Source organism: Bacillus atrophaeus (assembly GCF_039519175.1).
GTDB classification, from domain to species: domain Bacteria; phylum Bacillota; class Bacilli; order Bacillales; family Bacillaceae; genus Bacillus; species Bacillus atrophaeus.
Genome location: NZ_CP154443.1, coordinates 2,316,458 through 2,342,066, shown reverse-complemented (window position 1 = coordinate 2,342,066; position 25,609 = coordinate 2,316,458). Strand labels below are relative to the sequence as shown.

Annotated in this window: 30 protein-coding genes and 1 tRNA gene; 6 read left to right on the top strand and 25 right to left on the bottom strand. The window is 43.6% G+C overall.

The features are described 5' to 3' along the window. Positions 1 to 84 precede the first annotated feature (84 nt). Positions 85 to 1,164 (top strand): diguanylate cyclase, encoded by a 1,080-nt coding sequence (locus tag AAHT65_RS11825; protein ID WP_343310272.1) that lies wholly within the window; start codon positions 85 to 87, stop codon positions 1,162 to 1,164. 2 nt (positions 1,165 to 1,166) lie between these two features. Here AAHT65_RS11825 and AAHT65_RS11820 read toward each other — a convergent pair whose 3' ends face one another. Further along, positions 1,167 to 2,006, bottom strand: coding sequence for a MetQ/NlpA family ABC transporter substrate-binding protein (locus AAHT65_RS11820; protein ID WP_343310271.1), 840 nt, complete (start codon positions 2,004 to 2,006; stop codon positions 1,167 to 1,169). Between the two features lie 376 nt (positions 2,007 to 2,382). Here AAHT65_RS11820 and AAHT65_RS11815 point away from each other — a divergent pair, with 376 nt between their 5' ends. Together AAHT65_RS11815 and cspB are read left to right on the top strand one after the other, a co-directional pair. Continuing rightward, positions 2,383 to 2,556 carry a hypothetical protein gene (locus AAHT65_RS11815; RefSeq protein WP_343310270.1) on the top strand — a complete coding sequence of 58 codons (174 nt, stop codon included), beginning with the start codon at positions 2,383 to 2,385 and terminating at the stop codon, positions 2,554 to 2,556. 358 nt (positions 2,557 to 2,914) lie between these two features. Continuing rightward, entirely contained in the window at positions 2,915 to 3,115 is a 201-nt protein-coding gene (cspB, locus tag AAHT65_RS11810; RefSeq protein ID WP_004430034.1) for a cold shock-like protein CspB, read from the top strand. Positions 3,116 to 3,207: 92 nt separating this feature from the next. On the opposite strand, the gene AAHT65_RS11805 is transcribed toward cspB, so the two are convergent. The 18 genes from AAHT65_RS11805 to queG form a co-directional block, all read right to left on the bottom strand. Next, complete coding sequence (locus AAHT65_RS11805; protein ID WP_088116799.1) at positions 3,208 to 4,158, bottom strand: ABC transporter permease; 951 nt, start codon at positions 4,156 to 4,158, stop codon at positions 3,208 to 3,210. Further along, the gene (locus AAHT65_RS11800) at positions 4,151 to 5,068 is read right to left on the bottom strand and encodes an ABC transporter ATP-binding protein (RefSeq protein WP_004430036.1); all 918 of its coding nucleotides are present in this window, start codon (positions 5,066 to 5,068) and stop codon (positions 4,151 to 4,153) included. Before AAHT65_RS11800 ends, AAHT65_RS11805 begins: the two co-directional genes overlap by 8 nt. A gap of 16 nt (positions 5,069 to 5,084) precedes the next feature. Then, a complete protein-coding gene (locus AAHT65_RS11795) occupies positions 5,085 to 5,783 on the bottom strand; it encodes an ABC transporter ATP-binding protein (RefSeq protein ID WP_106047389.1) in 699 nt (232 codons plus the stop codon). Then, complete coding sequence (locus tag AAHT65_RS11790) at positions 5,780 to 6,151, bottom strand: GntR family transcriptional regulator (RefSeq protein ID WP_004430038.1); 372 nt, start codon at positions 6,149 to 6,151, stop codon at positions 5,780 to 5,782. Before AAHT65_RS11790 ends, AAHT65_RS11795 begins: the two co-directional genes overlap by 4 nt. A 6-nt stretch (positions 6,152 to 6,157) precedes the next feature. Next, positions 6,158 to 6,937 (bottom strand): hypothetical protein, encoded by a 780-nt coding sequence (locus AAHT65_RS11785; protein WP_088116796.1) that lies wholly within the window; start codon positions 6,935 to 6,937, stop codon positions 6,158 to 6,160. 166 nt (positions 6,938 to 7,103) lie between these two features. Continuing rightward, positions 7,104 to 7,472, bottom strand: coding sequence for a hypothetical protein (locus tag AAHT65_RS11780; protein ID WP_004430041.1), 369 nt, complete (start codon positions 7,470 to 7,472; stop codon positions 7,104 to 7,106). Between the two features lie 12 nt (positions 7,473 to 7,484). After that, entirely contained in the window at positions 7,485 to 8,015 is a 531-nt protein-coding gene (locus AAHT65_RS11775; RefSeq protein WP_004430043.1) for an NAD(P)H-dependent oxidoreductase, read from the bottom strand. A gap of 21 nt (positions 8,016 to 8,036) precedes the next feature. Next, positions 8,037 to 9,647 (bottom strand): DHA2 family efflux MFS transporter permease subunit, encoded by a 1,611-nt coding sequence (locus AAHT65_RS11770; RefSeq protein WP_004430044.1) that lies wholly within the window; start codon positions 9,645 to 9,647, stop codon positions 8,037 to 8,039. A 40-nt stretch (positions 9,648 to 9,687) separates the two neighbouring features. Then, on the bottom strand, positions 9,688 to 10,353 hold the full coding sequence (locus AAHT65_RS11765; RefSeq protein ID WP_010788040.1) for an HlyD family secretion protein: 666 nt from the start codon (positions 10,351 to 10,353) through the stop codon (positions 9,688 to 9,690). Positions 10,354 to 10,394: 41 nt separating this feature from the next. Further along, positions 10,395 to 10,853, bottom strand: coding sequence for a MarR family transcriptional regulator (locus AAHT65_RS11760; protein ID WP_061670395.1), 459 nt, complete (start codon positions 10,851 to 10,853; stop codon positions 10,395 to 10,397). Positions 10,854 to 11,039: 186 nt separating this feature from the next. Then, a complete protein-coding gene (gene yhbH, locus AAHT65_RS11755; protein WP_063637250.1) occupies positions 11,040 to 12,218 on the bottom strand; it encodes a sporulation protein YhbH in 1,179 nt (392 codons plus the stop codon). A gap of 196 nt (positions 12,219 to 12,414) precedes the next feature. Further along, positions 12,415 to 14,310 (bottom strand): serine/threonine protein kinase PrkA, encoded by a 1,896-nt coding sequence (gene prkA / locus AAHT65_RS11750; RefSeq protein ID WP_004430056.1) that lies wholly within the window; start codon positions 14,308 to 14,310, stop codon positions 12,415 to 12,417. 372 nt (positions 14,311 to 14,682) lie between these two features. Then, positions 14,683 to 15,348, bottom strand: a complete 666-nt coding sequence (locus tag AAHT65_RS11745; RefSeq protein ID WP_343310268.1) for a hypothetical protein — start codon at positions 15,346 to 15,348, stop codon at positions 14,683 to 14,685. An 11-nt stretch (positions 15,349 to 15,359) separates the two neighbouring features. Further along, positions 15,360 to 16,070 (bottom strand): polymer-forming cytoskeletal protein, encoded by a 711-nt coding sequence (locus AAHT65_RS11740; protein WP_216413962.1) that lies wholly within the window; start codon positions 16,068 to 16,070, stop codon positions 15,360 to 15,362. 12 nt (positions 16,071 to 16,082) lie between these two features. After that, on the bottom strand, positions 16,083 to 16,715 hold the full coding sequence (locus AAHT65_RS11735; protein ID WP_343310267.1) for a YhbD family protein: 633 nt from the start codon (positions 16,713 to 16,715) through the stop codon (positions 16,083 to 16,085). 91 nt (positions 16,716 to 16,806) lie between these two features. Then, positions 16,807 to 17,289 carry a tRNA (uridine(34)/cytosine(34)/5-carboxymethylaminomethyluridine(34)-2'-O)-methyltransferase TrmL gene (gene trmL / locus AAHT65_RS11730; RefSeq protein ID WP_087941860.1) on the bottom strand — a complete coding sequence of 161 codons (483 nt, stop codon included), beginning with the start codon at positions 17,287 to 17,289 and terminating at the stop codon, positions 16,807 to 16,809. Between the two features lie 37 nt (positions 17,290 to 17,326). After that, complete coding sequence (locus tag AAHT65_RS11725) at positions 17,327 to 18,289, bottom strand: amidase domain-containing protein (protein ID WP_343310266.1); 963 nt, start codon at positions 18,287 to 18,289, stop codon at positions 17,327 to 17,329. A 33-nt stretch (positions 18,290 to 18,322) separates the two neighbouring features. Continuing rightward, positions 18,323 to 19,483: a tRNA epoxyqueuosine(34) reductase QueG gene (queG, locus tag AAHT65_RS11720; protein ID WP_004430074.1), complete on the bottom strand. Its 1,161-nt coding sequence runs from the start codon at positions 19,481 to 19,483 to the stop codon at positions 18,323 to 18,325. 84 nt (positions 19,484 to 19,567) lie between these two features. Here queG and AAHT65_RS11715 point away from each other — a divergent pair, with 84 nt between their 5' ends. Beyond that, entirely contained in the window at positions 19,568 to 20,191 is a 624-nt protein-coding gene (locus tag AAHT65_RS11715) for a hypothetical protein (protein ID WP_151291064.1), read from the top strand. A gap of 90 nt (positions 20,192 to 20,281) precedes the next feature. Here AAHT65_RS11715 and AAHT65_RS11710 read toward each other — a convergent pair. Beyond that, a tRNA-Gly gene (locus AAHT65_RS11710) sits at positions 20,282 to 20,355 on the bottom strand. Positions 20,356 to 20,559: 204 nt separating this feature from the next. Between AAHT65_RS11710 and AAHT65_RS11705 the strand changes: the two genes are divergently transcribed. Both AAHT65_RS11705 and AAHT65_RS11700 read left to right on the top strand, forming a co-directional pair. Next, positions 20,560 to 20,760 carry a helix-turn-helix transcriptional regulator gene (locus AAHT65_RS11705; protein WP_063637828.1) on the top strand — a complete coding sequence of 67 codons (201 nt, stop codon included), beginning with the start codon at positions 20,560 to 20,562 and terminating at the stop codon, positions 20,758 to 20,760. A gap of 1 nt (position 20,761) precedes the next feature. Then, positions 20,762 to 21,238: a hypothetical protein gene (locus AAHT65_RS11700; RefSeq protein WP_343310264.1), complete on the top strand. Its 477-nt coding sequence runs from the start codon at positions 20,762 to 20,764 to the stop codon at positions 21,236 to 21,238. A gap of 44 nt (positions 21,239 to 21,282) precedes the next feature. On the opposite strand, the gene rpsN is transcribed toward AAHT65_RS11700, so the two are convergent. From rpsN to AAHT65_RS11675, 5 genes are all read right to left on the bottom strand, one after another. Continuing rightward, on the bottom strand, positions 21,283 to 21,552 hold the full coding sequence (gene rpsN / locus AAHT65_RS11695) for a 30S ribosomal protein S14 (RefSeq protein ID WP_004430086.1): 270 nt from the start codon (positions 21,550 to 21,552) through the stop codon (positions 21,283 to 21,285). Positions 21,553 to 21,739: 187 nt separating this feature from the next. Further along, positions 21,740 to 22,876: an FMNH2-dependent alkanesulfonate monooxygenase gene (ssuD, locus tag AAHT65_RS11690; protein ID WP_343311532.1), complete on the bottom strand. Its 1,137-nt coding sequence runs from the start codon at positions 22,874 to 22,876 to the stop codon at positions 21,740 to 21,742. Positions 22,877 to 22,901: 25 nt separating this feature from the next. Beyond that, positions 22,902 to 23,738, bottom strand: coding sequence for an ABC transporter permease (locus tag AAHT65_RS11685; protein ID WP_088116788.1), 837 nt, complete (start codon positions 23,736 to 23,738; stop codon positions 22,902 to 22,904). Further along, complete coding sequence (locus tag AAHT65_RS11680) at positions 23,735 to 24,718, bottom strand: aliphatic sulfonate ABC transporter substrate-binding protein (protein ID WP_343310263.1); 984 nt, start codon at positions 24,716 to 24,718, stop codon at positions 23,735 to 23,737. The genes AAHT65_RS11685 and AAHT65_RS11680 overlap by 4 nt, the downstream gene beginning before the upstream one ends. 29 nt (positions 24,719 to 24,747) lie before the next feature. Then, positions 24,748 to 25,515 carry an ABC transporter ATP-binding protein gene (locus AAHT65_RS11675; protein ID WP_004430095.1) on the bottom strand — a complete coding sequence of 256 codons (768 nt, stop codon included), beginning with the start codon at positions 25,513 to 25,515 and terminating at the stop codon, positions 24,748 to 24,750. Between the last annotated feature and the right edge of the window lie 94 nt (positions 25,516 to 25,609).

The window sequence follows — 25,609 nt, the reverse complement described above, 5'->3', positions numbered from 1 at the left end:
TCTGGATAAAAAAACCTTTCTCCATCCCGCTTTTATCCTTTTCATTCCCCTGCATCTTTAGTAACGTATATACGGGTGATTGATATGTTAAAAGAACTTTTTGTAAATTTGACCATTTTAATTACATTTAATTATCTTTTCACCTTCCTATTTAAAGAAACGTTAATACATAAAGAAGACCGCCTGCCCTTTCAGATATTAAAAGGTGCATGCTGCGGGCTTCTTGGGGTTTTTCTGATTATCTTTGGTTTTACCTACCATCATTCCATCATTGATTTAAGAAATATACCCATTATGATTGCCGCTCTTTATGGAGGTTGGGTGTCTACCGCGACGGCTTTTGCCATTATTATGGCCGGCCGTATACTGATCAGCACAAATGCCTCTGCACTTTATTCGCTGGTCACAATCAGCATCGTTTCCGTGATTACGCTGCTTGCTTCAAAACAAAAAAAGCCGGATGTACTAAGAGCTTTTTACGTGTTGCTGCTTGTGAATGTTGTTTCTTCCGTTATGACCTACTTTGTATTGCATATTCATTCTGCCGCGCTTCACATGTATTATTGGCTGCTATCCTCTTTGGGAGGCATGCTGAGCTTCTATTTAATCGAGCACGAGGCAAAGGCGCACCTCTTGTTCAAACAATATAAATTTCAAGCGAACTACGACTTCTTAACCGGAATTTTTAATAAGCGAAAATTCGAGGAAATCATGCACCAGTTCTATAAACAGGCGGGCTGTTCGCCTTCCTTTCAATTCGCGCTCATTTATTTAGATATTGACCGCTTCAAACAGATTAATGATCAATACGGCCATCATGAAGGCGATCAAGTACTGAAAGAACTCGGAGCGCGCCTTAAGCTCAATACACGCACCTCAGATCCCGCGGCCCGCATTGGCGGTGAGGAATTTGCCGTTCTCCTGCCGAATTGCACTCATGCAAAAGCGGTGCAAGTTTCCGAACGAATCAGACAAGCTGTCTCCGATGAACCAATTATACTGTCGAGCGGCGATAAGCTTTCCGTCACTGTCTCCCTCGGGACAGCCCATTACCCCCTGAACGCAGATCAGCCGGAAACATTGCCGCTGATAGCCGATCAAAAGCTTTATCAAGCCAAACAAACCGGTCGAAATAAGGTATGTTATTCCACAAAAAAAGAATGAATTCATTGTGTGAATTCATTCTTCCAATCTGAAAGGCTTTTTAACGGGAGAAAAGCAGGGATCAAGTTTCCGTGATATTCTTTTTCAATAAACGCAGCTGTATCGTCCGAATGGTATAGTTCAAGGATGTTTTGCAGATTTTCACGATCCCTGTCCTCCGCTCTGACAGCAATCATGTTCATATAGACCTCCGCAGTCTGTTCAGCTCTTTGTAAAGCATCCTTTTCTGGGTGAAGGCCGGCTTTTTCAGCGTCTTCCATAGTGAGAACAGTTACGTCAACATCATCCAGCCTTCTGTATGCATCCTCTTTTGACACTGTTTTAATTTTTAGATGTTTTGAATTATCCTTTATCATATCCATTGATCCATTTCCGTTAAATCCCTTTTTCAGCTTAAGCAGCCCTGCTTCTTGCAATAACATAAGCGCTCTTCCTAAATCAATTCCTTCATCCGGTACAGCAACAACAACTCCATTCGGAATATCTTTTATCCGTTTATATGTCTTTGAATAAATCCCCATTCCCGCTATGTACGTCGTTCCGAGAGGTGCGAGTTTGTCCTTGTACTTTTTTGTGAACGCTTGAAAATAAGAAATCGTTTGAAACGCGTTGGCATCAATTTCACCGTTGGCAAGGGCCATATTGGAATCTCCGTAATCCGAAAATTCTATCATCTCAATTTGTTGACCTTCCTCCTCGGCTTTCCCAGCAATAAAATCCCAAATTGCTCGATCTGAATCATTAATGCCGATTTTAATCGTTTCGTTTTCTGCTGATGTTGAACATGCACTAAGTGAAATGGCTAAAATGAGGAACAAACAATATGCAAGCCATTTTTTCATGGCGACCATACTCCCTATCTATTTATTAGAGCATTTATTGAGGTTGCAATGGCGAACATGCCGCGCATAAAAAAGCTCCCGCTTATAAAATAAGAAGAAGCCTATAAACGCTCACAGCCGGAGCACCCTCTCCTATACTTTCCAAGCCTTATGGCGGCTTACCGAAATTGGAACAAATCCAACTCCCTTCGCCTTTATGCAGAAGAAGTTTATGTATGAGTATCATCTTGTATTTGTAACATTACCTTACCTATTTATTGAAGGCTTGTCAATTGCTTGCGTCCCGCCGTGGCGGCAGGCAGTGATACTGTTTATCCAGCCCCCCGCAGAGATATTCGGATAAGAAGAAAACCCTTTCAGAAAGTGAGGAATAATCATGAAGGAGAACTATATTAATGGGAAATGGATAAGATCAGATCAAAGCATTGAAGTGACAAACCCCGCCACAGGAGATATTGTCGCAGAGGGAGCATACGCCGGCAAGAAGGAAGCAAAAAAAGCGTGTTGTGGTCTGCGATGCAAAAAAGCTGACAGAAGTATAGCAAGCTGACGAACGTGTGAGAAAAATATCATTCACCGGCCGTGAAGGCGGATATTACAGCATTGAAGAATTTATTGAAATCAATTACACCTCTGTCGTTTTGAGATAAGGCAGGCAGATAGGCATATATCGAGATTTGAGATCGATTTCCCCGAATGAATATCAAAAGGAAAGATAATGTGCTCTTTTCTGAAAAAAATTGTGTTTAACTGTTGTTTTTTCTTTAAATTACTGGTAGAGTAAAGATAATTATTTTTGTTCGAACTATCTTTAAGAAGAAAGTTTTGTAAGAGTTTTCGTCTTGGAAGTTTGTTTAAGAGCAAGAATAGTGAATTTAAGCGTTATGATCGCTTTAGGAGGAAATTGCATGTTAGAAGGTAAAGTAAAATGGTTCAACTCTGAAAAAGGATTCGGATTCATCGAAGTAGAAGGTCAAGACGATGTATTCGTTCACTTCTCTGCTATTCAAGGCGAAGGCTTCAAAACTTTAGAAGAAGGCCAAACTGTTTCTTTCGAAATCGTTGAAGGAAACCGCGGACCACAAGCTGCTAATGTAACAAAAGCATAAATGTTTTGAAAACTGCAGGCTCATGCCTGCAGTTTTTTTGTTTTGTAATAAAAAAGCTGTATTCGCACTGAAGCGAAAACAGCTTTTTTCTGTTATGTCGCGATATCCCTTTTTAAGAAGACACCGAATGCGAGCAATTGAAAAATGACAAAGTAAATGACAAGCATCACGATGGAGAAGGTCATCGTCATTCCCTCCACTAAAGGTGTACCGTCAAGATACTGCGTTAAATCTGTATTGGCAAATAAAATATACTTTGCCCAGTCGAATTTCATTGCTAAAAATCCAGTCGCCGTACTGCCCATGACCAATAGGAAAATGGAAAAACCAACTGCAAGAGAACTGTTTCTGAACACAGCCGACAGCATGAAGGCCATTGTTGCAAGCATAAAGGCCGATATCGATTCGTAAAGATACGTTTTCGCCAAGTAACCGATGATGTTTTGTTCGGCCACATGACCGTCCTTATACACTAAGTGGACATTAGCGGCAGCATCTCCGCCTGTCCCGAAAAAGAGCAATCCGAGAAGGGTTGAGCCGACAAATAAAAACAACAGCAAGCCCAGACCAAATAATAGCACGGTAATGTATTTGGATAACAGAATTTGAAAACGGCTGAGCGGCCGGATGACCAACAGCTTAATAGTGCCCCAGTTAAACTCGTTCGCAACAATTCCAGCCGCGATTATGATGGTAAACAGTCCGGTAAGCATGGTTAACATTGAGGAATCTGTTACGTATGACCAAGCCGTATATCCTGTATCAGCCGGAAGATTGTGTTCAATGCGGTATTCGTTTACTGCAATCTCTTTTTTTAAATTTTTCACAAGGATATCATTGCCTGGATTATCTTTGATTTGCTTCTTCATATCGGCATTTTCAGCCTGAAGCTCCTGCTTCCAATTCGGATTGGCCTCATCAGATGAAAAATGGTTGGACAAGAGAGCAAAGCCGACCATGGAAACACCAAGAATCCCAATCATTACCCATGTTCCGACTCGGCTGAAAATTTTTATCCACTCGTTATAGATCAGGTTAAGCATGTTGAACCTCCTCTTTTGTTCCGCCGGTGATTTCTAAGAAACGGTCTTCTAATGATTTTGTGACCAGTTTTACTTCATATAAACGAATCTGCTCCTGTACCAGCAGTTCAATTACGGCCGGCACTTCCTGCTTGGACAGCTTGATTTCCACACCGTTCTTCTTGTTCACGCAATCATACTCCTTCAGAACAGAAGCGGCTTCTTTCAGCTGCTCGATATGGAAGAAATATGTATCTTTCTCTTCTGTTTCTTCATCTCTTACATTCTGAATATCTATAAGCTTTCCTTTTTGCAAGATAGCGATCCTGTCACACATCAGTTCCATTTCCGACAACAGATGGCTTGAAACGATAACCGCCATTCCTCTTTCCCGCGTCAGTTTTTTTAAGTGATCTCTGATTTCTCTGATTCCTGCCGGGTCCAGGCCGTTTGTCGGTTCATCTAAAATCAGCACTTTAGGATCGTGGAGAAGACATTGCGCCAAACCGAGACGCTGCCTCATTCCAAGTGAGTACGTCTTCACTTTGTCATGAATTCTTTCTTTTAACCCGACCAGTTCAACGACTTCATCGATCTTTTCTTTCGTGATGCCTTTTATCATTCTTGCGTATTGCTGAAGGTTTTTGTAGCCGCTTAAGAATTTATACAGCTCAGGATTTTCCACGATTGCTCCGACGTGTTTGACGGCCTGGGCGTAGTTTTTTGTGATTGATTGGCTGCAAATCACAACATCGCCTTGTGATAACTTCATTAAACCGACCATCATTCTGATTGTCGTTGTTTTCCCCGCTCCGTTCGGTCCCAAAAAACCAAACACTTCGCCTTCCTGAACCGTAAAGCTCAGATTATCGATGATCGTTTTTCCATTTATTTTTTTTGTGACATTCTTTAGTTCCATTACATTTTGCATCAAATTCCCCCTCTTTCTAGTAAACTTGTATGTTCGATTTAAACCACTCCAGCACAGACATGCCTTCTTGTTCGCGAATCTCTTCCACGTTTCGCTGTGCGGCCTTTTCTCCGTTCACAAGCACAATCACTTCATCAAGCAATGTTTCGATTTCTTCAATTTCATGCGTGGCAACCACTACGATCTGATGCTCAAAATCAATATAAGATACCAGACTGTTCACGATGGATTCTCTGACCATCGGATCAAGCCCGGAAAAAGGCTCATCCAGCAGGATAACGGACGCCCGTCTTGATAAAGCGAGTACGATCTTAAGCCTGCCCCGGTTTCCCTTGGAAAGCTGCTTAATCTTCTTGTCAGGCTGCAGCTTCATTTCCTCCAGCAGCTTATACGCTTTTTCCATTTGAAAATCAGGAAACTGTGATTGATAGAAAGCAAGCATATCCTTTACTGTGAACCGGGGATAAAACATATCGAGTTCCGTGAGATAAGCCGTATGCCGAACCATATCTCTGGTTACCGGCTTCCCATCCGCTCTGACAGATCCTGAAGTCGGAAACATCAGTCCGGCCAGCATTTTTAAGGTTGTTGATTTCCCGCTCCCATTCGGCCCTATAAGTCCATAGATTTTTCCCGGAGACAGGGAAATGGATACATCCTTCACAGCGGCATGACGGCCGTATTGTTTAGACACATTGTGAAGTGTAATATTCATTTTCGGCCTCCTTCTGCATGCTTTTCTATCCCTTCCAGCATTTCCTCTTTTGTTAATCCAAGCTCTTTCATTTGCATTACGAAGCTTTCACACACTTCTCGTGTAAGCCGCTCTTTCAGCTCATCGACAATTCCGGCCTTTTCTGTGATAAATGTTCCTTGCCCTCTTCTTGTCTCCACAATTCCCAGCCTTTCCATCTCACTGTAGGTTCTTTGAATCGTATTGGGATTTACTTTTGTTTGAATGGCCATTTCTCTGACAGACGGGAGCTTGTCACCGGGGAACAGCTCCTTTCTGACCAGCCGGAAAAAGATTTGGTCAGCAATTTGCAAATAAATGGGCTTGGAAGAATGAAAGTCTTGTTTCATATCCTCTTACACCTCAACTTTTCGCTGAAGAAGCTTTGAAGCAAGAAAAAGAAACACGGCTGCCAGCACCAGCATAACAGGGAGGGTAAGATAGGATACATGAATTGTTTTCATTTCCAAACTCCACCCTATTGACTTTTTATAATGAAATTGAAAGTCACCATAAACTGTGAAATACCACAGCCTATCCAGCGGCTTCAACAAAGTCGCCAACCCATATCCTTCGATCATATACCACCCTGCTCCAAGCAGGAAACAAATGATCCATCGAAATCTTCTGAGTGCAGAAGAACAGGCTTTCAGGGAATGAAAAACGGTCCACAGCAACATGAGTGCAGCTGATGTATAAGCAGTTAAAAACAATCCATAAAGATTGAAGATCAATATCGTGCCAGTCAGCGGGACATCATTTAATACAATTGCTTTTGAGTCAAGAAAATGGTAAAGAAAAACACCATAGCCTGTAAGCAAAACCTGTGAAATGAGCTGATACAAAAGACTGGCAGTCAGTTTAGACAGCAAAAGCCTGACCGCACCGTTCGGATTATAAAGCCATAGCTGGTTTTTGCCCTCTAAACGAAGGTGACAGTAAATAAGCACAGGTGCTAAAAATACTTGAAAAAAAATGATCATAACCAAGAAACCAAAAACAGTTAACGGTTCATCAATCAGATTTTGAAGTCCAAAGCTTACTGCCACTAGAAATATAAGGCCCACAAGCCATGTAAAAAACCACATTGTTGATAAAGTAAGATCCTTTTTCACCAAGCCCCAAAACGAATTCATCTCTTTTCCTCCCCAAATGACACAATGTGTATGACTCAAATAGTACACTAGTTCACAAAAAAATACAACATAACCCTTGGATAAAATTGATAAAAATGATGATAAATACATGTTAAATAATAAAAAAAGGCAAACCCGTCATGACCTGACGGATTTGCCTTCGTGGTTACTTCTTTTTATTTTTCATGGAGAGCAGCGCATCACGGTAGCTGCTGTCCTCCATTTTGTCGCTCTCTGGTTTGACCTCTTCCTGGTCAGCAGAATGTTTGAATTTTTGAAGCGCCTGCCTGTATATATCATCACCCATTGAATCAGCTTTCTTCTTTTGGGAATCGGCTCTTTCAGCGGACGGGGCATGCTCAGCAGCCCGCTGCTCCGCCGGGTAATTCACTTCTGGTGTTTGCTCGGCAGGTTCGTTCACTTTTTCATTTGTTTCTTCTTTGATGTCTTTTCCAGCAGAAGTGTTACGGACGTTAAACGTGATAAGACCCGCAATCACAATGACAGCAGCAATAATTGCTAGAATAATGGCCATTTAACCCTCTCCTTACTGTCCGGCTGTTACATTACCTGTGACTTGGGTGACGCGTCTTCCTAAAGCGCGCCCCAATTGAAGACCTTCATCAGACATTAATACGTCACTGTCAACAGGGCAGGTGACACCCGCTCCGTAGTAAGAACCGTACAGAGCGTTTTCAGGGACATTGCCCGGAAGGCCGACAACGATCATGCCTTGGTGGAACATCGGTGTAATCAAATTGTGCATTGTCATTTCCAGACCGCCGTGTGTTGTGGCAGTTGTACAGAAGACCGCGCCGACTTTATCAATCAGCTCGCCTTCCGCCCACAAATAACCCAATTTATCAATCCATGTTTTCAATCCGGAACTGATCGTCCCGAAATGCCCCGGGCATCCCCAGATGATGGCATCCATATCCTTCAGCTTGCGGATATCCGCATGATCCACATGATCGATAAATACTTCAGCGGCACTGTTTTCTCTTGCTCCTTCTGCGATTGATTCCGCAAGAAGCTTTGTATGTTCGCCTTCACTGTCGTATACTACATAAATTTTCATTCAGGAAACCCTCCTGTCAGTTTAAGATTCCTTCACTTCTTTTGGAGCCGGAAGCAATGAAAGCTCCTCTTTTTTCTTTTTCTCCGCGCGTTTTTTGTCTTTTCTCACGTCACGCAAGAAGAGGCTTAAGATAACGCCGGCAACGGAGAATAATGTCGCCCACATAAACGCGTCATTGATACCCATGACATTGGAATCGAGCATCGCGTGTTTATAAATATGTGAGTACACATATGTTTTCGCTGTATCAAGAGATACATTCATGTTAACCATTATGGACGAAACCGCGTTTTGGAACGAATGCATAAATGTTGGGTCCGCTGTATTCGTTTTATCAGCAATTTGTGAATAATGGAATGTCGTGCGGTTCGTATAAATAGTTGTGATTAAGCTTGTTCCGATTGAACCAGAGATTTGGCGAAGCGTGTTGCTCATCGCTGTCCCGTGACTGTTTAAACGGGCCGGGAGCTGGTTCATACCTGCTGTCATAACAGGCATCATTAACAATGACATACCGAATGCGCGAATCGCATAAACGAGCATAATGTGCGTATAAGATGTATCAATTGTTAATTTAGTGTATTGGAATGTTGTCACAACCGTAATCAGAAGCCCGATAATCGCAAGCGGTCTCGGACCGAATTTATCAAATAAAATCCCTGAAATCGGCGACATTATCAGCATGACGATCGCGCCCGGAAGCAGCAGCAGTCCCGATTGTAATGCCGTAAAGCCGACTAGGTTCTGCAAGTAGATCGGCAGCAGGAACATCCCTGTGTACAACGCTACTGTAATAATAATATTAATGATACTTGAAAGTGAGAAAATGTCATATTTAAACACTCTGAAATCTAGCATCGGTTCTTCAGCTCGTAATTGCTGAACGACAAACGCGGCGATCGCAATCACACCAATGATGACGGTAGAAAGAACGATCGGGTCACTCCAGCCGTCAGAACCGGCTTCACTGACCCCGTAAAGCAGAGAAGCAAATCCGACAATTGAAAGGAACGCTCCAAGAGTGTCCAATTTAATTTTTTGAGGCTCAACCATATTTTTAAATAGGAAAAGCGCTAATATAATGACGAGCGCACCAATCGGCACAAGACCGTAGAACATAATACGCCATGTATAATGTTCAATAATCCATCCGGAAAGAGTCGGGCCGACCGCCGGTGCGAACATCATCGCAAGACCGAAGATCCCCATCCCTTTCCCCCTGCTTTCAGGAGGGAAGATAAACAGAATGGTTGTCATAACTAGCGGCTGTAAAATTCCTCCGCCGACGGCCTGAATTAAACGACCGATTAACATTGTCGAGAAGTTAGGCGCCATTCCGCAGACCAACGTACCAAGAGTAAAGCAGATCATGGCAACGAGAAAAAGAGAGCGCTGGCCAAAGCGTGTAATCAGGAAAGCCGATAACGGGATCAAAACACCGTTAACCAGCATATAACCGGTTGTCAGCCACTGAATCGTCGTTGCGCTCACGCCAAACTCAGTCATTAAATGGGGCATAGCCACGTTAAGCAGCGTCTGGTTCAAGATTGCCAGGAATAAACCGGCCATCAGCACAATAAGCAGTGACATAGGGCTTTTTACTTTATTTGCATTGACTGTTTGTGTAGCCATCTAAGACAACCTCCTTTCATGGTTTGATGACTGATCTGTTTTATTCAGAAATTTTAACAGATGCGTTCATCCCAGGAAGCACCTTGTCAGATGGGTTGCTGATTGAAATTTTAACAGGAATTTTTTGTGTTACTTTTGTGTAGTTTCCGCTTGAGTTTGTTGACGGAAGCATGTCAAAAGTAGAGTTTGTCGCATAACCGATTTCCTCAACTGTTCCATCGAATGTTGTATCTGCGTCGCCGTCGACCACGATATCAACTTTGTTTCCTTCTTCAATATCTTTAATGTCTGTTTCTTTAATGTTAGCTGTGATATATAGGTGATCCATATCAATTGTTTGTGCAATTGTTGTACCAGCCTGAACGGTTTGTCCGTTTTTCACTTCGTTTTTCACGATTGTTCCATCCATGATGGATTTGATATCAACTGACTTTTCGCCTTTGATTTTTGCAACAACATCGTCTTTCTTCACTTCTTTGCCTTCTGTAAGGTTCCAATCTGTCACTTTACCCGCAACAGGAGCTGTAATGGCTGACATATCGCCGGCTACCTTAGCTTCATCAGTTTTTACATAGTTTGTGCTTTGATAATAGTAATAAGCACCTCCGCCAATAATTGCAAGAACAACAATCAAACCGATAATGTTGGTCAGTATTAAACGTCCTCTGTTCATTTTGTTTTCTCCTTTCGTTTCTTCCTCTATCATTTTGTGGAATGATGGTTAAAATATGTGGGAAAGTTTTTATTTCAGCTTTTTTTTGCACAGCCTTCAGCCAGTTTCGACAAATTTCCAGCCAGCTTACCCAAATATTGAAGTTGATCTGCGTCAAGCTGCCGATAAAGGCTCGCTGCTTTTCTCGCATACTGAATAGCTGCTTGTTGTAAAAGATCTTCCCCTTCATCGGTTAACTGAATCATTACGATACGCCGATCATCCGGACTGTCATACCGAACCATCAAATGACGCTTGCAGAGAAGTTCTGTCATTCTCGTTACCGATGCCGGCTTGAGATCGAGCGTCAGAGCCAATCGGCTGAGCGCGGTGCTTCCGCTGTTATGAATTTTAAACATCAGTAAATATTGAAGAACTGTAATTTGAAATGGTTCAAGCACAATTTCCAAGATCATCTTCTGTTTTTTATAGATGGCCCGCGACGTATCGAAAAGTTGTTCAAATGTGAGCAAAGCACGATCTGATTCAGTCACCTGTTTTTCACCTCATTCCCCAATAATAGTTCACAAGATAAAATATTAATAAATGAAAGAAGATTTGTCAAAGGGAAAGTTTCATTTTTTTTCGGCTTTTTTTTAGTAACCGTTTTCAGTTTCTGACGCAAAAAAACCCATTAAAGGACCGGGCACGCACCGGCTCTGTAATGGGCTCACACAGCATTATGAAAATTGATGGCTTACGTCTGCCTCTTCTTTTTTAAAAAAGTTTTTCAGCGCCTGAAAAACATCTGATTTCTGCTTCAAAATATAATGTTTAAATTTTTCATCTTTTACATTTTTGTAGGCGGACATTAATGTCGAATGTCTATTGTACTGATTAACCTCGCCGTAGCAGAACAAATTTGCTTTTTTCATAATATCATTGACCAATTTGACGCACCGCGCGTTGTCAGAGGTCAAATTATCTCCGTCTGAGAAATGGAACGGGTAAATATTATAGCGGGCGGGGCTGTATTTCTCATCAATTAATTCCAGCGATTTGCGGTACACTGAAGAACATATCGTCCCCCCGCTTTCCCCTTTTGAAAAAAAATCTTCTTCTGACACCACTTTAGCCTCGGTATGATGGGCGATGAATTCTATTTCCACCGTTTCATACTTTGTCCGTAAAAAACGTGTCATCCAGAAAAAGAAGCTTCTTGCCATATATTTCTCCCAGACACCCATAGAGCCGCTTGTATCCATCATCGCTAAGACGACGGCTTTTGACTCAGGTTTTGTCACGTCATTCCATGTTTTATACTTTACATCCTCAGGAAATATCGGATAGAATGACGGCTTGCCTGACATCGCGTTTCGCTTGTAAGCCGACATCATTGTCCTTTTCTTATCAATATTACCCGTTAACCCCGTTTTGCGGATATCATTAAACTCAATATCAGTGGTGACGATATCGTCCCTTTCCTTCTGCTGCAAGTTCGGCAGCTCCAGTTCACTGAACAACGCTTCCTCTAAATCCATTAACGAAACCTCAGCTTCGTAATAGTCTTCACCTGCCTGATCGCCGGCTCCCTGCCCTTTGCCAGGACCCTGTTTCTTATCTGAGCCGTCTCTTGCTACAACATCTCCTACCTGGCTTTCCCCGTCTCCTTGGCCTACATGTTTGTTTTTATCATAGTTATAGCGAATTTTATATTCATCAAGTGAGCGGATCGGAATTTTCACGACATCTTTTCCGTTAGACATAATAATGCTCTCTTCTGTGACGAGATCCGGCAGATTGTTTTTAATGGCCTCCTGCACTTTTTTCTGGTGGCGCTGCTGGTCATCGAAGCCTTTGCGATGGAGGGACCAGTCTTCCTGTGAAATCAAAAAATGGCCGCTGTCATTTTGGGACATGAATTCCCCTCCTTAACCAATTGTGGTCGTGATACATACGTATTCCGGCTTGTGCTGAATTATGAAACAAGTCTTTCGAAAAGATTTATATTTATCATATGCAGAAGGGTACAAACAATTGCCAAACAATTTCGGAAACGGGACAACATGTATGTGAGTGTAAAAGAACCCGCCCTTGACGGACGGGTTTCTCATTTTATCGGTTCAGCAGGCTGCCGACATACTTCAGCAGCTCATTTGCGCTTGTGGAATTGTAGCCATGTTCATCAATTAATCGAGCCACAACTTCATTTACCTTTTTAAGCTGCTGCTCATCCGGCGTTTTGGTTGATGTCGTAATTTTAACCACATCTTTGAGATCGGCGAACAATTTTTTCTGAATCGCCTCACGAAGCCTTTCGTGGGAATTATAATCGAACCGCTTGCCCTTTCTTGCATACGCGGAAATGCGAATTAAGATTTCTTCGCGGAATGCTTTTTTCGCATTTTCAGAAATGCCGATTTGTTCTTCGATGGATCTCATCAACTTTTCATCCGGGTTCATTTCTTCTCCGGTCAGCGGATCGCGAAGCTTATTTTTATTGCAATAGGCTTCGACGTTATCTAAGTAATTGTCCATCAGCGTTTTGGCAGATTCTTCATATGAATAGACAAATGCTTTTTGGACTTCCTTTTTGGCGATGTCGTCATACTCTTTGCGTGCGGCCGAGATAAAGTTCAGATAACGCTCCCGGTCTTCACTTGAAATAGATGGATGCTGATCAAGCCCTTCCTTTAAAGAGCGCAAAACATCAAGCGAATTGATCGACTCCATATTTTTTCTGATGATGGTGGAGGAAATGCGGTTAATGACATAACGCGGATCAATGCCGCTCATCCCCTCATCATTGTATTCCTTTTTCATATCCTCCACGTCAACGGAATTAAAACCTTCAACGCTCTCTCCGTCGTACAATCTCATTTTCTTCACCAAGTCTATGTCAGACCGCTTTGGCTCCTTCAATCTGGAGAGAATCGAAAACATGGCGGCGACTTTAAGTGTATGAGGCGCAATGTGAACATCCGCCACATCGCTTTCAGAAATCATTTTGTCATAAATACGCTCTTCCTCTGACACCTTCAGGTTATAAGGAACGGGCATTACAATGATTCTTGAATGAAGGGCTTCATTTTTCTTATTGGAGATGAACGAGCGGTACTCTGTTTCGTTCGTGTGGGCTACGATAAGTTCGTCGGCCGAAATTAAAGCAAACCGCCCGGCTTTGAAGTTCCCTTCCTGCGTCAGTGACAGCAAATGCCAGAGGAACTTTTCATCACATTTCAGCATTTCCTGAAACTCCATCATTCCCCTGTTTGCTTTATTCAGCTCACCGTCAAAACGGTATGCGCGCGGATCTGATTCGGAACCGTATTCAGCAATCGTTGAGAAATCAATGCTTCCGGTTAAATCTGCAATATCCTGTGATTTCGGATCAGACGGGCTGAAGGTTCCGATTCCTGTTCTTTTATCTTCGGAAAAAAAGATTCTTTCCACTTTTACATCTTCAATTCTTCCACCATACTCTTCTTCAAGCCTCATTAAATTAAGCGGAGAAAGATTGCCCTGAATGCGGATGCCGTATTCTCTGTAAAAATCTTCACGTAAATTTTGGGGAATTAAATGGAGCGGGTCCTCGTGCATCGGGCAGCCTTTGATCGCGTAGACAGCGCCGTTATCGGTCAGGGAGTATGCTTCAAGCCCTTTTTTCAGCATCGTGACAAGGGTGGATTTTCCGCCGCTGACAGGACCCATTAACAGAAGAATCCGTTTTCTGACATCGAGCCTTTTGGCTGCCGGGTGAAAATATTCCTCTACAAGGCGCTCCAGAGATTCCTCAAGCCCAAACAGCTCCCGATCAAAAAAGCTGTATTTCTTCTTTCCGCCGCTCTCCTCGATTCCGCTGTCTTTTATCATATTAAAAACACGAGAATGAGCAGATTGCGCGACCATTGGATTTTCTTTAATAATCTCCAAATAATCAGCGAATGTTCCTTCCCATTTGAGACGCTGCTCTTCCTCTCTGTACTTTTCAATTTTCTTTAATATATCCATAAGGACCTCCTCTATCATGTTTGATGCGCTGTGCAAATAAGGTACTTTGATACAATCTATGCGGTGGTCTGATGATACATGCTTTCGTTTCTTAAAAATGAAGAGAGTTTGTCCGTCATTGACAAGAATGACTCGAACCCTTCATAATGAAGAACATACAGAATCATCCAGACCGGGCAGCAAAGGGAAAAATGAAGAGGGGGAGAGATGGTGAAAACAATCATCATGATGGGGGTCATTCTCACTTTTTTGGTCTCAATTTTTACAGCCGGGTACGACAGCAAGCCAGGAAAGAAATAATGGAATATAAAGGAAGGGTGCCTGATTCGTTCAGGCACCCTTTTCATCATGAAACACAACAATGTTTCGTTATCATTTTTCTTCATTGATCTTGCCGCTTTTTAAATACTCGAGTTTCCCGATTATACAGCCGGGGCCGATCTTGATATGTTTACCTCTGACAACAGCCGCTTGTGTGTTTTCGATATAAATAGTGTCGCCTTCGATGAGATCGGCTGTCAGAGTGCCTCCGCGTTTGAAAAAACCGGGGTTATTTTTTATCGTAATGGACGTGCCCCCGATTTCTTTTACCGAGCTGCGCCCAAAGCGCAATCCAATGGCTACTTCGCCGGCATTCAGCAATCCACCAACCTCCAGGCTTCCCGACAAGCGAAAGATCTCTGTTTCACAATCTCCCTTCACCCTCAGTGTTCCTTTGACATCACACGAATGTCCGGCCGCACTCCCGGCTGCGTCTGCCGTTCCTTTCATTTTCATTTCTTCAAAATGCAGGTCATCTCCGACTTTCATTGTTCCGAAAATGCCGATATGCTGAGCGGTCAGACTTCCGTCGACCTTGCTTTCTCCAAAAACGGTAAACTTGTTTACTTCCGCGTCTCCCAAGAAACGCCCTGTGCCGAAAATCCGGCAGCCGTTGCTGACCAAGCCTTCACCGATGATCCCTTCTCCTTTGATGGTAACCTTATGATAGGCTCCTCCGGCTGCACTTCCCGATCCGTTCAACTTCAAATTCTCCATGAGAGCTCTCCTTAGATCCTCTGGCTTTTCACTACCGTCGCCGACTGATCACATTCAAATTGTCCGCTGTATTCCACAAGCTCAATGTGGCAGCCGGGACCAATCTTCACTGAATTTCCCCGGACGATCTTTGCCTTTGTATCTGCTAGGTCAATCTCATCTCCCTCGATTGTATGAGCCGTTAAAATTGGAGAAGGCAAAAGCTTGAACAGAGACAGCACCCCGCGCCGGCTTTTGACCACAATGCGCCGGCAGCCGATCTCTTGCGCCTTGCTTTCCCCGGCGGAAAGTCTGATATTCACGTCGTCGGCGTTAAGAAGACCGCCCACTGAGAATTTCCCTTCAGATTGAAACGTTTCAATCTCACAATCTTCCGCGATGGAGGCTTTACCTGAAATTGTGAGATCCTCCCCTTTGACAAACCCGCCGAACGAGGAAAAACCAGCGACTTTCACTTTATTCGCTTGAAGATTTCCATGAATAGATGCCGATCCGTTAATATGAATAGAATCTGCCTCAACGGCTCCGGTTATCTTTCCAGATCCGCTGATGATCACATCTTCCGCTTTGACTTTGCCATCGGCTTTTCCGCTGCCGTTAAATCTGAGAGATTCACATTCGATATCTCCGGTCACAATGCCGCTCCCATTAATTTCAACGGTTTGAAACTTTCCTCCTTTTGAGCTTCCTGATCCATTGATAATAAGCTTTTCGTTATTCATTCGCCGCTCCTCCTACAATAATTTTGCTTTTAATTCTTCCGAAGCCTCTGCCAAATCTATTTTCTCTGCAATTTTTACTGCTTTCTCAAAAATGATCGGCTCTAAAGAAGCAGCGACAAAACATGTCGTGATGCCGAGTTTGCGTAATATAATCAATTCGGTATGTTTCTTTATCTCAGAAAGGCCAGACTGGTTCAGCACTTCCACTGCCATTTTCCCTTCATCAAGACTGATGTTTCCAGATTGGAGAAGCCCTTCAAGCACATAGGCTGACAGTATGTCCTGATAAGAAAAATACACGTTGTCCGTATCGCGCAGCTTTAGAAAAACAGACAGAACTTCCGACGAGATCAGTCCTCTTTCAACCAGCTCGCCTCCGGTTATTTTCATGTCCTTGACTCTCGGCGACAGCATATCCCGCATTTCATCCAAGGATAGATTTTCCTTCATTTCTTGAATTTTCGATACTCGTTTCAATATTTCTTCACGCGGAAAAAAGGTTTCTTGCCCGGTAAAAGTTGATTTACGAATAAACCACTCCTCAGGAATTAAGTTTTTTCGTTTCCATCGGTATAGCTGGCCGTATGATATCGAAGTCTCTTCCAGCAAGTCCTTTTTAGAGATTAATTGTTCGTGTTCCTCCATCTTTCCAACTCCTTTATGTCGTATTGTAACATAACACTGTTACGTTGTTAAATAAAAAAGAAATCCGCCCATTCATATGAGCGGATTTCGGCTATTTCAAGTCTCTGTAATTCTGCTGGCGCAGCGCCTCATAGACGAGAATTGCCGCTGTATTTGACAGATTCAGTGATCTTACGTGCTCTGTCATAGGGAGACGCAGACAGCGATCCATATTTTTTTCAATCAGATCCTTTGGCAATCCGCTAGTTTCTCTGCCGAAAACAAAGAAATAGTCTTCGTCAATGTCAGTGTAATCAAATGACGTGTGCGGCTTTTGGCCAAATTTCGTGATGAGGAAAAACTGCCCCTTTTGGTAAGCCTCAAATAATTCCTCCAATGAGTCATGATAAACGACATTTACGAACTCCCAGTAATCGAGTCCTGCGCGCTTGAGCATTTTGTCATCAGTTGAAAATCCGAGCGGGCGGATCAAATGAAGCGTTGTATTTGTTGCTGCACAGGTACGTGCAATATTCCCTGTGTTTGCGGGAATTTCCGGTTGATATAAAACGACATGTAATGCCAATCTGTTCACCTCTGTTTTTCTTGTCCGCCCACCATTATATCATTAATTATCCCTTTGTCGTATCATCCGTAATATGAAAAAATACATATCTGATAGAAGGTGTGTACGCTGTTGAATCTTCATATGACCAATATCTCATCCGGCTGTCATAGGATTGGGCGTTCACCAGCGGCATATTGCTTTTATCCTTCGCCACGACGATCGTTGTGTGATTGAAGCGTCCGTCCCCTTCAAAGTCATAGCAAATGACATCACCCGGCACCAGTTCCTCGGCAGACGAAACCTGTACCGAGCGCAGGCCGGCCTTCGATTTGGCTAAATACATTTTCATTGAATGGGCAACAGTCCAGCTGTAGCTCCATGAGCTGTCCTTCATCCACCAGCCTGAGCCTCTATTCGGATAGCCCCGCATCGGTGCGCTGCCTGCATGGAGGCACTGTGAGATGTAATTGGTGCAATTATCACTAAAATTTTTATACGCAGCATTTCGTTTATTCCAGTATTTTTCCGCATACTGAACCGCTGCCAGACGGTCGTATTGAAACGCTCTGCCAAATCCTTCTCTTTCCTCATTCGTATACTCAATGATACTCTGCCCTTCGGAAAATCCGGCAGGCTTTTTCACAACTTCTTGGTCCTTGATCAGCATCTGGTTATAAATAAACGCAGTTCGCTCTTCTATTTGTTCTTCTATATAAAGGGTTCCGTCCTGCTCCTTGCAAAGATACTCTGTGTGTATGGTATACGTCATACAGGTTGTTCCGTCATCTTCTACATGTGTGTTCCTGATCACGGCCTTCGCCTTCGCTTTTACAATCTCAACTTTTCGCTTTGCCAAGAGTTTCTTCTTCCGGTCAATCACATCTGCATCACCGACTTGGCGCTCTTGCCTCAATTCAAGCCCATTCACCAAGTAACCAAGCCGCTCCTCCGCTAAACTTTCTAAAATGTGCTTCAAGCGCTCCACCCACCATGCTTTTTTATAGAGAAAAAACACTTGATTCTGCATACAAGTGTTTTTTCAATCCTCTATCAGCATATGTCAGGACAATCCCTGTTTAGTCTTATTGGCCGCCTTTAATAAATCAATCCCTTTTTCAATTTCACGTTTGGCTTCTTCATCTTTTTCTTTCGCAAGCGCACGGTTCAGCTCTTCGGCATATTCTTGATCGCCGATTTTCCCGATTGCCCACGCGGCAGTTCCTCTGATGACAGGGCGCGGGTCCTGATGCATAAGGGCTGCCAATTCAGGTAAAGCCGATTGGTCTTTAAAGTGGGCGAGCGCCAAGATTGCGTTACGCTGAATCGGCTTCTTGCCGCGCCATGATCCTGACACGTGGCCGAATTTCTCCTTAAACTCACGGTTGCTTATTGTCAAAAGCGGCTTTAACAGCGGCTTTGCAATCTCCGGGTCCGGCTCCATTTGCGGATGAAGGTGAAAATCTTTTCCTTTATTAATCGGACATACGGTCTGGCAAGTATCACAGCCATACAGCCGGTTTCCGATTTTCGTGCGGAATTCATCTGGCAAAAACCCTTTTGTCTGCGTAAGAAAAGAAATGCACCGCTGAGCATTAAGCTGTCCGGGGTTCACAAGAGCGCCGGTCGGACAGGCATCAAGACATTTTGTACATGAACCGCACATATCTTCAATCGGTACGTCCGGCTCAAAGGGCACATTTGTGATCATTTCCGCCAAATAGACGTAAGACCCGTATTCAGGTGTCGTGATCATACAGTTTTTCGCGCTGAAGCCTATGCCGGCCCGCTCTGCCACCGCACGGTCAGACAGTTCTCCTGTATCAACCATGGACTTTGTCCGTATTTCTTCATGCTTGCTTTGCAAAAAAGCCTCCAGAAGATCAAGCTTTTCACGAAGCACGTCATGGTAATCTTTTCCCCAGGAAGCTCTGCAAAAAATACCGCGGCGCGCGTCTTTTGTACTTCTCGGCGCATCTTTCATTTTGGAAGGATATGCAAGCGCGATAGCCACGATGGATTTTGCTTTTGGCAAAAGAAGCGTCGGTGTCACTCTTTTCTCCACATCAGGCTCTTCAAAACCTGACAGATAGCCAAGTGATTCCTGCAAAATCAAACGGTCTTTTAAGCTTTCGAAAGTGTCAGCAGTGGTAAAGCCGATCTTGTCCACCCCGATGCTTTTCGCATATTCAATTAATTCTTCTTGCAGCTGACGAATATTCATTTTTTGCACAGCCTCCTTTCTTTGTGAATCACCTCTAAGCCGCGTATAATAGATGAGTACTATTCCGGATTGGAGTGACGTTAGTTGGAAATCCATCTTGACCCTATAATAACTGAACGGGCACAAGGTTTACACGCTGCGGCCGTCCTATATGAGCATATTGAAGTCGGGCCGTCTCCGCAAATGCTGAAAGGCAGACTTCGCTTATTTCAAGAATCTCTTTATTTTGATTATGCCGATGGCGGAATATCCGATCAGCCCTTCGTGAAAGAATGGCAGCAGGTCTTTAAACAGCTGCACCCTTCTTTTGAAGGACAAATCACACCCGTTGAACAGGTGCTCTTGCTCATTTCACGCGAACAGTTCATAGAGAGCAAGGATTCAGCCCATGATACCACAAATTTTTTCTCATTGAAATATTCGCTTCCCATCATGGTATATGATGCCGGACGGCTTCATGCGCCTGTCCGTCTTTCAGTCGGCGAAAAGGAAAACATCTTGGCCTTTTCCGATCAAAACGGCGTATTTGGCGATTTTACAGGATTGACGAATCACGCACCTGTCACACCTGACACAAAACAGCTCTTACAGCTTGTCTTTTTTCCGCCTTCTTTTGAAAAAGACAAAGCGAATAAGCTGCTGGAATCATTAACAAAAATGTTTGAGCAAATTCACGGCGGCTCTCATACCGTTCATTGGCTTACATAAAGACACGCCTGAAACGTGTCTTTTTTCACATAAAAAAACGCAATACTTCGTTTATCTGAGAAACGAAACACTGCGTTAATAACGTATGTATGGAGCGGGTGATGAGAATCGAACTCACGACATCAGCTTGGAAGGCTGAGGTTTTACCACTAAACTACACCCGCGTCAGAATATCGCGGCAACAGCACCGCATCGACTTTTCTTATATTACAGGTTTATTAATTTTTCGTCAAGGGAATATTAAATTTTTTGTCGAAAAATATTATTTTTATGAGATAGACCACAAAAATGTTAAGTAACGTTTACATAATGTTAAACATACTTTACAATATAAGAAAGTGAGAGAATTAAAGGCGGCGGATGTCATGATGGATAATAAGGTGAAAGAGCTTAGAGCGCGATTCGGTTATTCTCAGGAAAAACTCGGGGAAGCAGTCGGCGTGACAAGACAAACGGTAGCAGCAATTGAAAAAGGAGACTATGTTCCTTCGCTGTTAGTGGCTTTAAAAATCTGCAAAACATTCTCCATGGCTATGGAGGACGTTTTTTGGCTGGAGGAGGAAATGTAAAATGAACATGAAATTAAAAGCAGCATTTCAGCTTGTGCTTTTTGCCCTTGCTTGCTGGACAATTATTTCTTATTTTGAAGCATCAAAAAGGGGGGCTTTATTTTTCAGGACCCAATCAGGCGGAATGGAATTTGAGATTAACATTACCCCGTTTATTCTCTTTTGTATCGGAACCGCCGTTTACCTCTATGTTCAGAAAAAGATGGGCCCGAAGTCAAAAAAAGGCCTGCTGCTGCCTGATGAATTTGAAGAACAGGATGAGAGAGAACAGATGTTGACAGCGAAAGCATGCCGGGCCTCATACGTTGCCGTTTATTTTTCTCTGCCAATCGCAGCCGTCCTGCTCATTTTTTATCCATTATTCCAATCACACATCCCCTTCTTTCCCATCTTACTCGTATTTGCCATCATGATTGTGCAGCATATAGCCTATGTTATCTCTTTTCATAAAAGCACAAAAAACTCCGGCACCATATGAATGGACGGAGTTTTTATTCACAAAAAGAAACAGCAATCTCTTGATTACCAGCTAGCTTTTTTCACACCCGGAATCTGGCCTTTATGCGCCAGCTCTCTGAATGCAATTCTGGACATTTTGAATTTTCTCAAGTAACCTCTCGGACGGCCTGTTACCATGCAGCGGTTATGAAGCCTTCCTGGAGCTGAATCTCTCGGAAGCTTGCTTAGCGCTTCATAATCTCCCTTTTCCTTCAATTCTCTTCTGATTTCTGCATATTTTTCAACAAGCTGCTGCCGTTTTAATTCTTTTGCCACTTTAGATTTCTTAGCCAAAAAATAAAACCTCCTGTTAATCGTAATAATTACGATTTAAAATTTATCATGTACAACTAAAAAAAGCAAGATTCCCGCTTATAAAAATCGTTTGACCTCTTATTCTCCCAATACAGACTTTCTTTCCATTTTCTTGTTCGCTCATTACAAAAAAAGCGAACAAGAAAATGGCTTTCAAGGCTCTGACTTACACACTCATTTTTTTCTGATCAGGGAAACGGCTGTTCCCGATAGCCTCTCCTGTAACAGCTTTTAATCCCTTTGTGCGTTCATTGTCAAAAGGCAGAAGCGGAAAAACCAGCTCAGCAAGATGATACGCCTCTTCTAAATGTGGATAGCCGGAAAAAATAAATGATTCTACGCCCAGTGCCTTATATTCCAATATACGTTCGGCAACTGTTTCAGGATCGCCGACAAGTGCTGTGCCTGCTCCTCCTCTTACCAGCCCGATGCCTGCCCAAAGATTGGGGCTTACCTCCAGCTTGCTTCTGTCACCATTATGAAGGTCTGACATTCGCTTTTGCCCTGAAGAATCTGCCCTCCGGAGTACTGCCTGAGCTTGGGCGATTGTATCGTCATCCAAATGGCTGATCAATCTGTCGGCCGCATTCCACGCCTCCTCTGCCGATTCTCTGACAATGACGTGAAGCCTGATACCGAAACGGACGGATCTTCCCTCTTTTTTCGCTTGTTTTTTGACTGTCTCTATTTTTTCTTTCACACTTTCCGGCGGCTCGCCCCATGTCAAATATACGTCCGTATGCTTTGCTGCCACTTCAATGCCGGCGGCGGAAGATCCTCCGAAATAAAGGGGAGGGTGCGGCGTTTGATGCGGCGGAAACAACAGATTCCCGTTTTCCACTTTCATATGCTTGCCTTCATAGTCAACGGTTTCCCCTTGCAGCAGCCCTCGCCAAATCGTTAAAAATTCATCTGTCGCTTCATAGCGCTCATCATGGCTGATAAACAGCCCGTCACCCGCCAATTCATGCGCATCGCCGCCGGCTACAACGTTAATCAGCAAACGCCCTTCTGAAATCCGGTCAAGAGTGGATGTCATTCTCGCAGCGACAGACGGCTGTATAAGGCCCGGCCTGACAGCCACTAAAAATTTCAAATGTCTTGTTTCCGCAGCCAATGCCGACGCGGTCAGCCACGGATCTTCGCATGATCTCCCGGTAGGCAGCAGCACACCCGTATATCCAAGCCTGTCGGCTGCTTGCGCTACTTGTTTAAAATAGGAATGATCGGCCTGTCTTCCGCCTATTTTCGTTCCAATGTACCGGCCGTCTCCATGTGTTGGAATAAACCAAAGAATCTCCATCATAACTCTCCCCTTCTATATGATTTCAGCCTTGATAGCTGTTTCTCCATTTTAATAACTTGCGCTCCAAGAAGCGGACGAATGAATCCGTCAGTTTGCCGACAACCGCAAAAATGATGATTCCGACAAATACTTTGTTCGTTTGCGAAAACTGTCTCGCATCCATAATCATATAACCGATGCCCTCGCTTGACCCCATCAGCTCCGCCACGACAAGCCCCAGCCAAGCAATTCCGAGCGATAAACGAATGCCAAGAAGAATACTCGGAAGCGCCGCCGGCAAAATCAATTTCGTCATCTGCCGGTACCAAGGAAACTCCAGCACTTTCGCCACATCGAACAACTTTGAATCGACTCCGCGTATGCCTAAAAAGGTATTGATATAGACTGGAAAGAAGGCGCCGAGTGCAATTAAGAGAATCTTCGAAGTCTCATCAAAGCCAAACCATAAAATAAACAGCGGTGTCACTGCCAGATGCGGAACGGTTCTGAGCATTTGTAAGGACGGGTCAATGTAATGTTCTGTTTTTCTCGAGAATCCAACCAGCAATCCAATGAGCAAACCGAGCCCCGCGCCTGACAGAAAGCCCGCGGCCGCCCGGTACACACTGATTTTCAAATGCACGAACAGCTCTCCCGATACAATTAAATCTTTAAAAGTCAGGAGAATAACAAGCGGCGTCGGCAGGACGGTAGCAGACACAATTTCCAGTGACCCTGCGATTTGCCACACCGCAATGATCACAAAGGGCAAAACCAACCCTTTTACCCAGCCATAGACGTTTTTGGCTGTGTTCTTCCGCTTTTGTGAGACATTTGTTTTCTGTAATGAACCGGCAGTTGTTGCAGCAGCTTTCATCATTTTTCACCTTCTTTCAACGCTTTTTTGATAAATGAATTATCCACTACTTCCTTCACATCAATTTTTTTATTAATCGCTTTAGTCCGGTATTGGAAATCCGCAGTTTCCTGCTGGGCCTTGATAATGTCATCATTGATGACTTCATTCAGCGGCTCAGTATTGTTTAATACATTTTTCACTACCTCTTTATCTAAATTCTTTATGTCCGCATACAGATCTGCGGCTTCTTCTATATGTTTCTTTTGCCATGCCACCGCTTTATCGTAAACTTTCAAAAAGCGGACCACTTCATCAGGGTACTCATCGGCAAATTTCGTTCTGACCAGTGTAAAGCCCGGTGAATACAAATCCGTGCTTTCTCCGTTTGCGATGATTTTCGCCTCGTGCTTAAGCGTTTGTATAGACAGATACGGCTCCCAAATCGACCATGCATCCACAGCGCCGTTTTCAAAAGCGGACGTGGCTTCATCTGGCTGAAGCTGAATAATATTGACATCATCGGCAGAAAGCCCCGCCTGATCTAGAGCCTTATAGAGAAAGTCAAACCCGCTGCTTCCTTTGGCTACCGCTATCTTTTTCCCCTTCAAATCTTTCAGGTTATCAATGCCGCTGTCCTTTTTGACCAGAATCCCGTTAGCTTTCAAACCATCCTGTGACAGGCCGATTTCTTTAAAGCTGATGCCTGCTGCCTGACCGGAAATGACAGGTGAATTACCGACCTGTGAGAAATCGAGCTTATCAGCGGCAAGCCCTTCAAACTGGGGCGGCCCGCTTTGAAATTCCGTCCATTTCACTTTAATTCCTTCTTTTTCAAATGTCTCTTCAAACCAGCCTTTTTCCTTAGCAATCAAAAGCGGGCTTAAGCTCTGCTGAATTCCGATATTAATTTCCTTTAATTCTTTTTTTCCGCTTGCCCCGTCAGAGCCGCATCCTGCTAGTAGAAAAATAACTGCCGATAAAAGTATGAATGCTTTTTTCATGTCAGATTCCGCCCTTTCTTTTGCCCATTTTAAATCCCTGCACCTTCTGCATATTGCAGGTCTTCTGTCTTTTCAAATTCTGATAGCACTTTCTGTCTGAGCAATTGAAAATCAGCCGTTGTCCGGTTCCGGGGATACGCTAGATCAATTGGCACCATTTTATGCAGTCTGCCCGGCTTGGCACTGAGAATCGCCAGCTCATTTCCTAAATAAACAGACTCGTCAATGTCATGTGTAACAAGAATCATCGTTGTCTTTTTCTCCCGCCAGATATCTAGGAGCACATCCTGAAGATGTTTTCTTGTAAAAGCGTCTAAAGCGCCAAACGGCTCATCTAAAAGCAGTACCTCTGGCTCCCTCAGCAAAGCTCTTGCAATGGCTACCCTTTGTGACATTCCCCCTGATAGTTCCCGGGGATACGCCTTCTCCGACCCTTTCAGCCTGACAATCTCTATTAGTTCATCTACTTTTTTTCTGACCTTTCGATCTTTCAAATTCAAATCTGCAGCGATATTCTGTTCGACTGTCATCCAAGGAAACAGCCGATGCTCTTGAAAAATGAAACCTTGCTGAATGCCGGGAGCCTTTATTTCTCTGTCGTTTATCATAATTTCACCGTCATAGTCCGTGTCCAGTCCGGCAATCATTTTAAGCAGTGTGCTTTTACCGCATCCGCTCGGTCCGATCACCGTCAGAAATTCGCCCGGCGCGATGGATAAATGAATATGATCCAATACGTTTACTTTCCGGCCGTCGCTGATAAAAGATTTTTCATTAATGTGAATGGTTACAGCCATTATGCTCCCCGCTTTCTTTTAATAATTGGATAAACAAAAAGGCCCCCATCTCAAGTTTTTATAGAGATGGGAGCCTTCGGTGGTCCGATCAGCT

What these genes read in the sequence shown, in the direction of transcription:
- AAHT65_RS11790 (WP_004430038.1), bottom strand. Translation starts at nt 6,151, where the DNA reads ATGAAACAAGACTTTCATTCTTCCAAGCCCATTTATTTGCAAATTGCT.
- AAHT65_RS11820 (WP_343310271.1), bottom strand. Translation starts at nt 2,006, where the DNA reads ATGAAAAAATGGCTTGCATATTGTTTGTTCCTCATTTTAGCCATTTCA.
- AAHT65_RS11775 (WP_004430043.1), bottom strand. Translation starts at nt 8,015, where the DNA reads ATGAAAATTTATGTAGTATACGACAGTGAAGGCGAACATACAAAGCTT.
- AAHT65_RS11765 (WP_010788040.1), bottom strand. Translation starts at nt 10,353, where the DNA reads ATGATAGAGGAAGAAACGAAAGGAGAAAACAAAATGAACAGAGGACGT.
- prkA (WP_004430056.1), bottom strand. Translation starts at nt 14,310, where the DNA reads ATGGATATATTAAAGAAAATTGAAAAGTACAGAGAGGAAGAGCAGCGT.
- AAHT65_RS11800 (WP_004430036.1), bottom strand. Translation starts at nt 5,068, where the DNA reads ATGCAAAATGTAATGGAACTAAAGAATGTCACAAAAAAAATAAATGGA.
- AAHT65_RS11785 (WP_088116796.1), bottom strand. Translation starts at nt 6,937, where the DNA reads ATGAATTCGTTTTGGGGCTTGGTGAAAAAGGATCTTACTTTATCAACA.
- AAHT65_RS11815 (WP_343310270.1), top strand. Translation starts at nt 2,383, where the DNA reads ATGAAGGAGAACTATATTAATGGGAAATGGATAAGATCAGATCAAAGC.
- queG (WP_004430074.1), bottom strand. Translation starts at nt 19,483, where the DNA reads ATGAATATTCGTCAGCTGCAAGAAGAATTAATTGAATATGCGAAAAGC.
- AAHT65_RS11770 (WP_004430044.1), bottom strand. Translation starts at nt 9,647, where the DNA reads ATGGCTACACAAACAGTCAATGCAAATAAAGTAAAAAGCCCTATGTCA.
- AAHT65_RS11745 (WP_343310268.1), bottom strand. Translation starts at nt 15,348, where the DNA reads ATGGAGAATTTGAAGTTGAACGGATCGGGAAGTGCAGCCGGAGGAGCC.
- AAHT65_RS11825 (WP_343310272.1), top strand. Translation starts at nt 85, where the DNA reads ATGTTAAAAGAACTTTTTGTAAATTTGACCATTTTAATTACATTTAAT.
- yhbH (WP_063637250.1), bottom strand. Translation starts at nt 12,218, where the DNA reads ATGTCCCAAAATGACAGCGGCCATTTTTTGATTTCACAGGAAGACTGG.
- AAHT65_RS11780 (WP_004430041.1), bottom strand. Translation starts at nt 7,472, where the DNA reads ATGGCCATTATTCTAGCAATTATTGCTGCTGTCATTGTGATTGCGGGT.
- AAHT65_RS11685 (WP_088116788.1), bottom strand. Translation starts at nt 23,738, where the DNA reads ATGATGAAAGCTGCTGCAACAACTGCCGGTTCATTACAGAAAACAAAT.
- AAHT65_RS11705 (WP_063637828.1), top strand. Translation starts at nt 20,560, where the DNA reads ATGGATAATAAGGTGAAAGAGCTTAGAGCGCGATTCGGTTATTCTCAG.
- ssuD (WP_343311532.1), bottom strand. Translation starts at nt 22,876, where the DNA reads ATGGAGATTCTTTGGTTTATTCCAACACATGGAGACGGCCGGTACATT.
- AAHT65_RS11680 (WP_343310263.1), bottom strand. Translation starts at nt 24,718, where the DNA reads ATGAAAAAAGCATTCATACTTTTATCGGCAGTTATTTTTCTACTAGCA.
- AAHT65_RS11805 (WP_088116799.1), bottom strand. Translation starts at nt 4,158, where the DNA reads ATGCTTAACCTGATCTATAACGAGTGGATAAAAATTTTCAGCCGAGTC.
- AAHT65_RS11740 (WP_216413962.1), bottom strand. Translation starts at nt 16,070, where the DNA reads ATGAATAACGAAAAGCTTATTATCAATGGATCAGGAAGCTCAAAAGGA.
- AAHT65_RS11725 (WP_343310266.1), bottom strand. Translation starts at nt 18,289, where the DNA reads ATGCAGAATCAAGTGTTTTTTCTCTATAAAAAAGCATGGTGGGTGGAG.
- AAHT65_RS11735 (WP_343310267.1), bottom strand. Translation starts at nt 16,715, where the DNA reads ATGGAGGAACACGAACAATTAATCTCTAAAAAGGACTTGCTGGAAGAG.
- cspB (WP_004430034.1), top strand. Translation starts at nt 2,915, where the DNA reads ATGTTAGAAGGTAAAGTAAAATGGTTCAACTCTGAAAAAGGATTCGGA.
- AAHT65_RS11700 (WP_343310264.1), top strand. Translation starts at nt 20,762, where the DNA reads ATGAACATGAAATTAAAAGCAGCATTTCAGCTTGTGCTTTTTGCCCTT.
- AAHT65_RS11675 (WP_004430095.1), bottom strand. Translation starts at nt 25,515, where the DNA reads ATGGCTGTAACCATTCACATTAATGAAAAATCTTTTATCAGCGACGGC.
- AAHT65_RS11795 (WP_106047389.1), bottom strand. Translation starts at nt 5,783, where the DNA reads ATGAATATTACACTTCACAATGTGTCTAAACAATACGGCCGTCATGCC.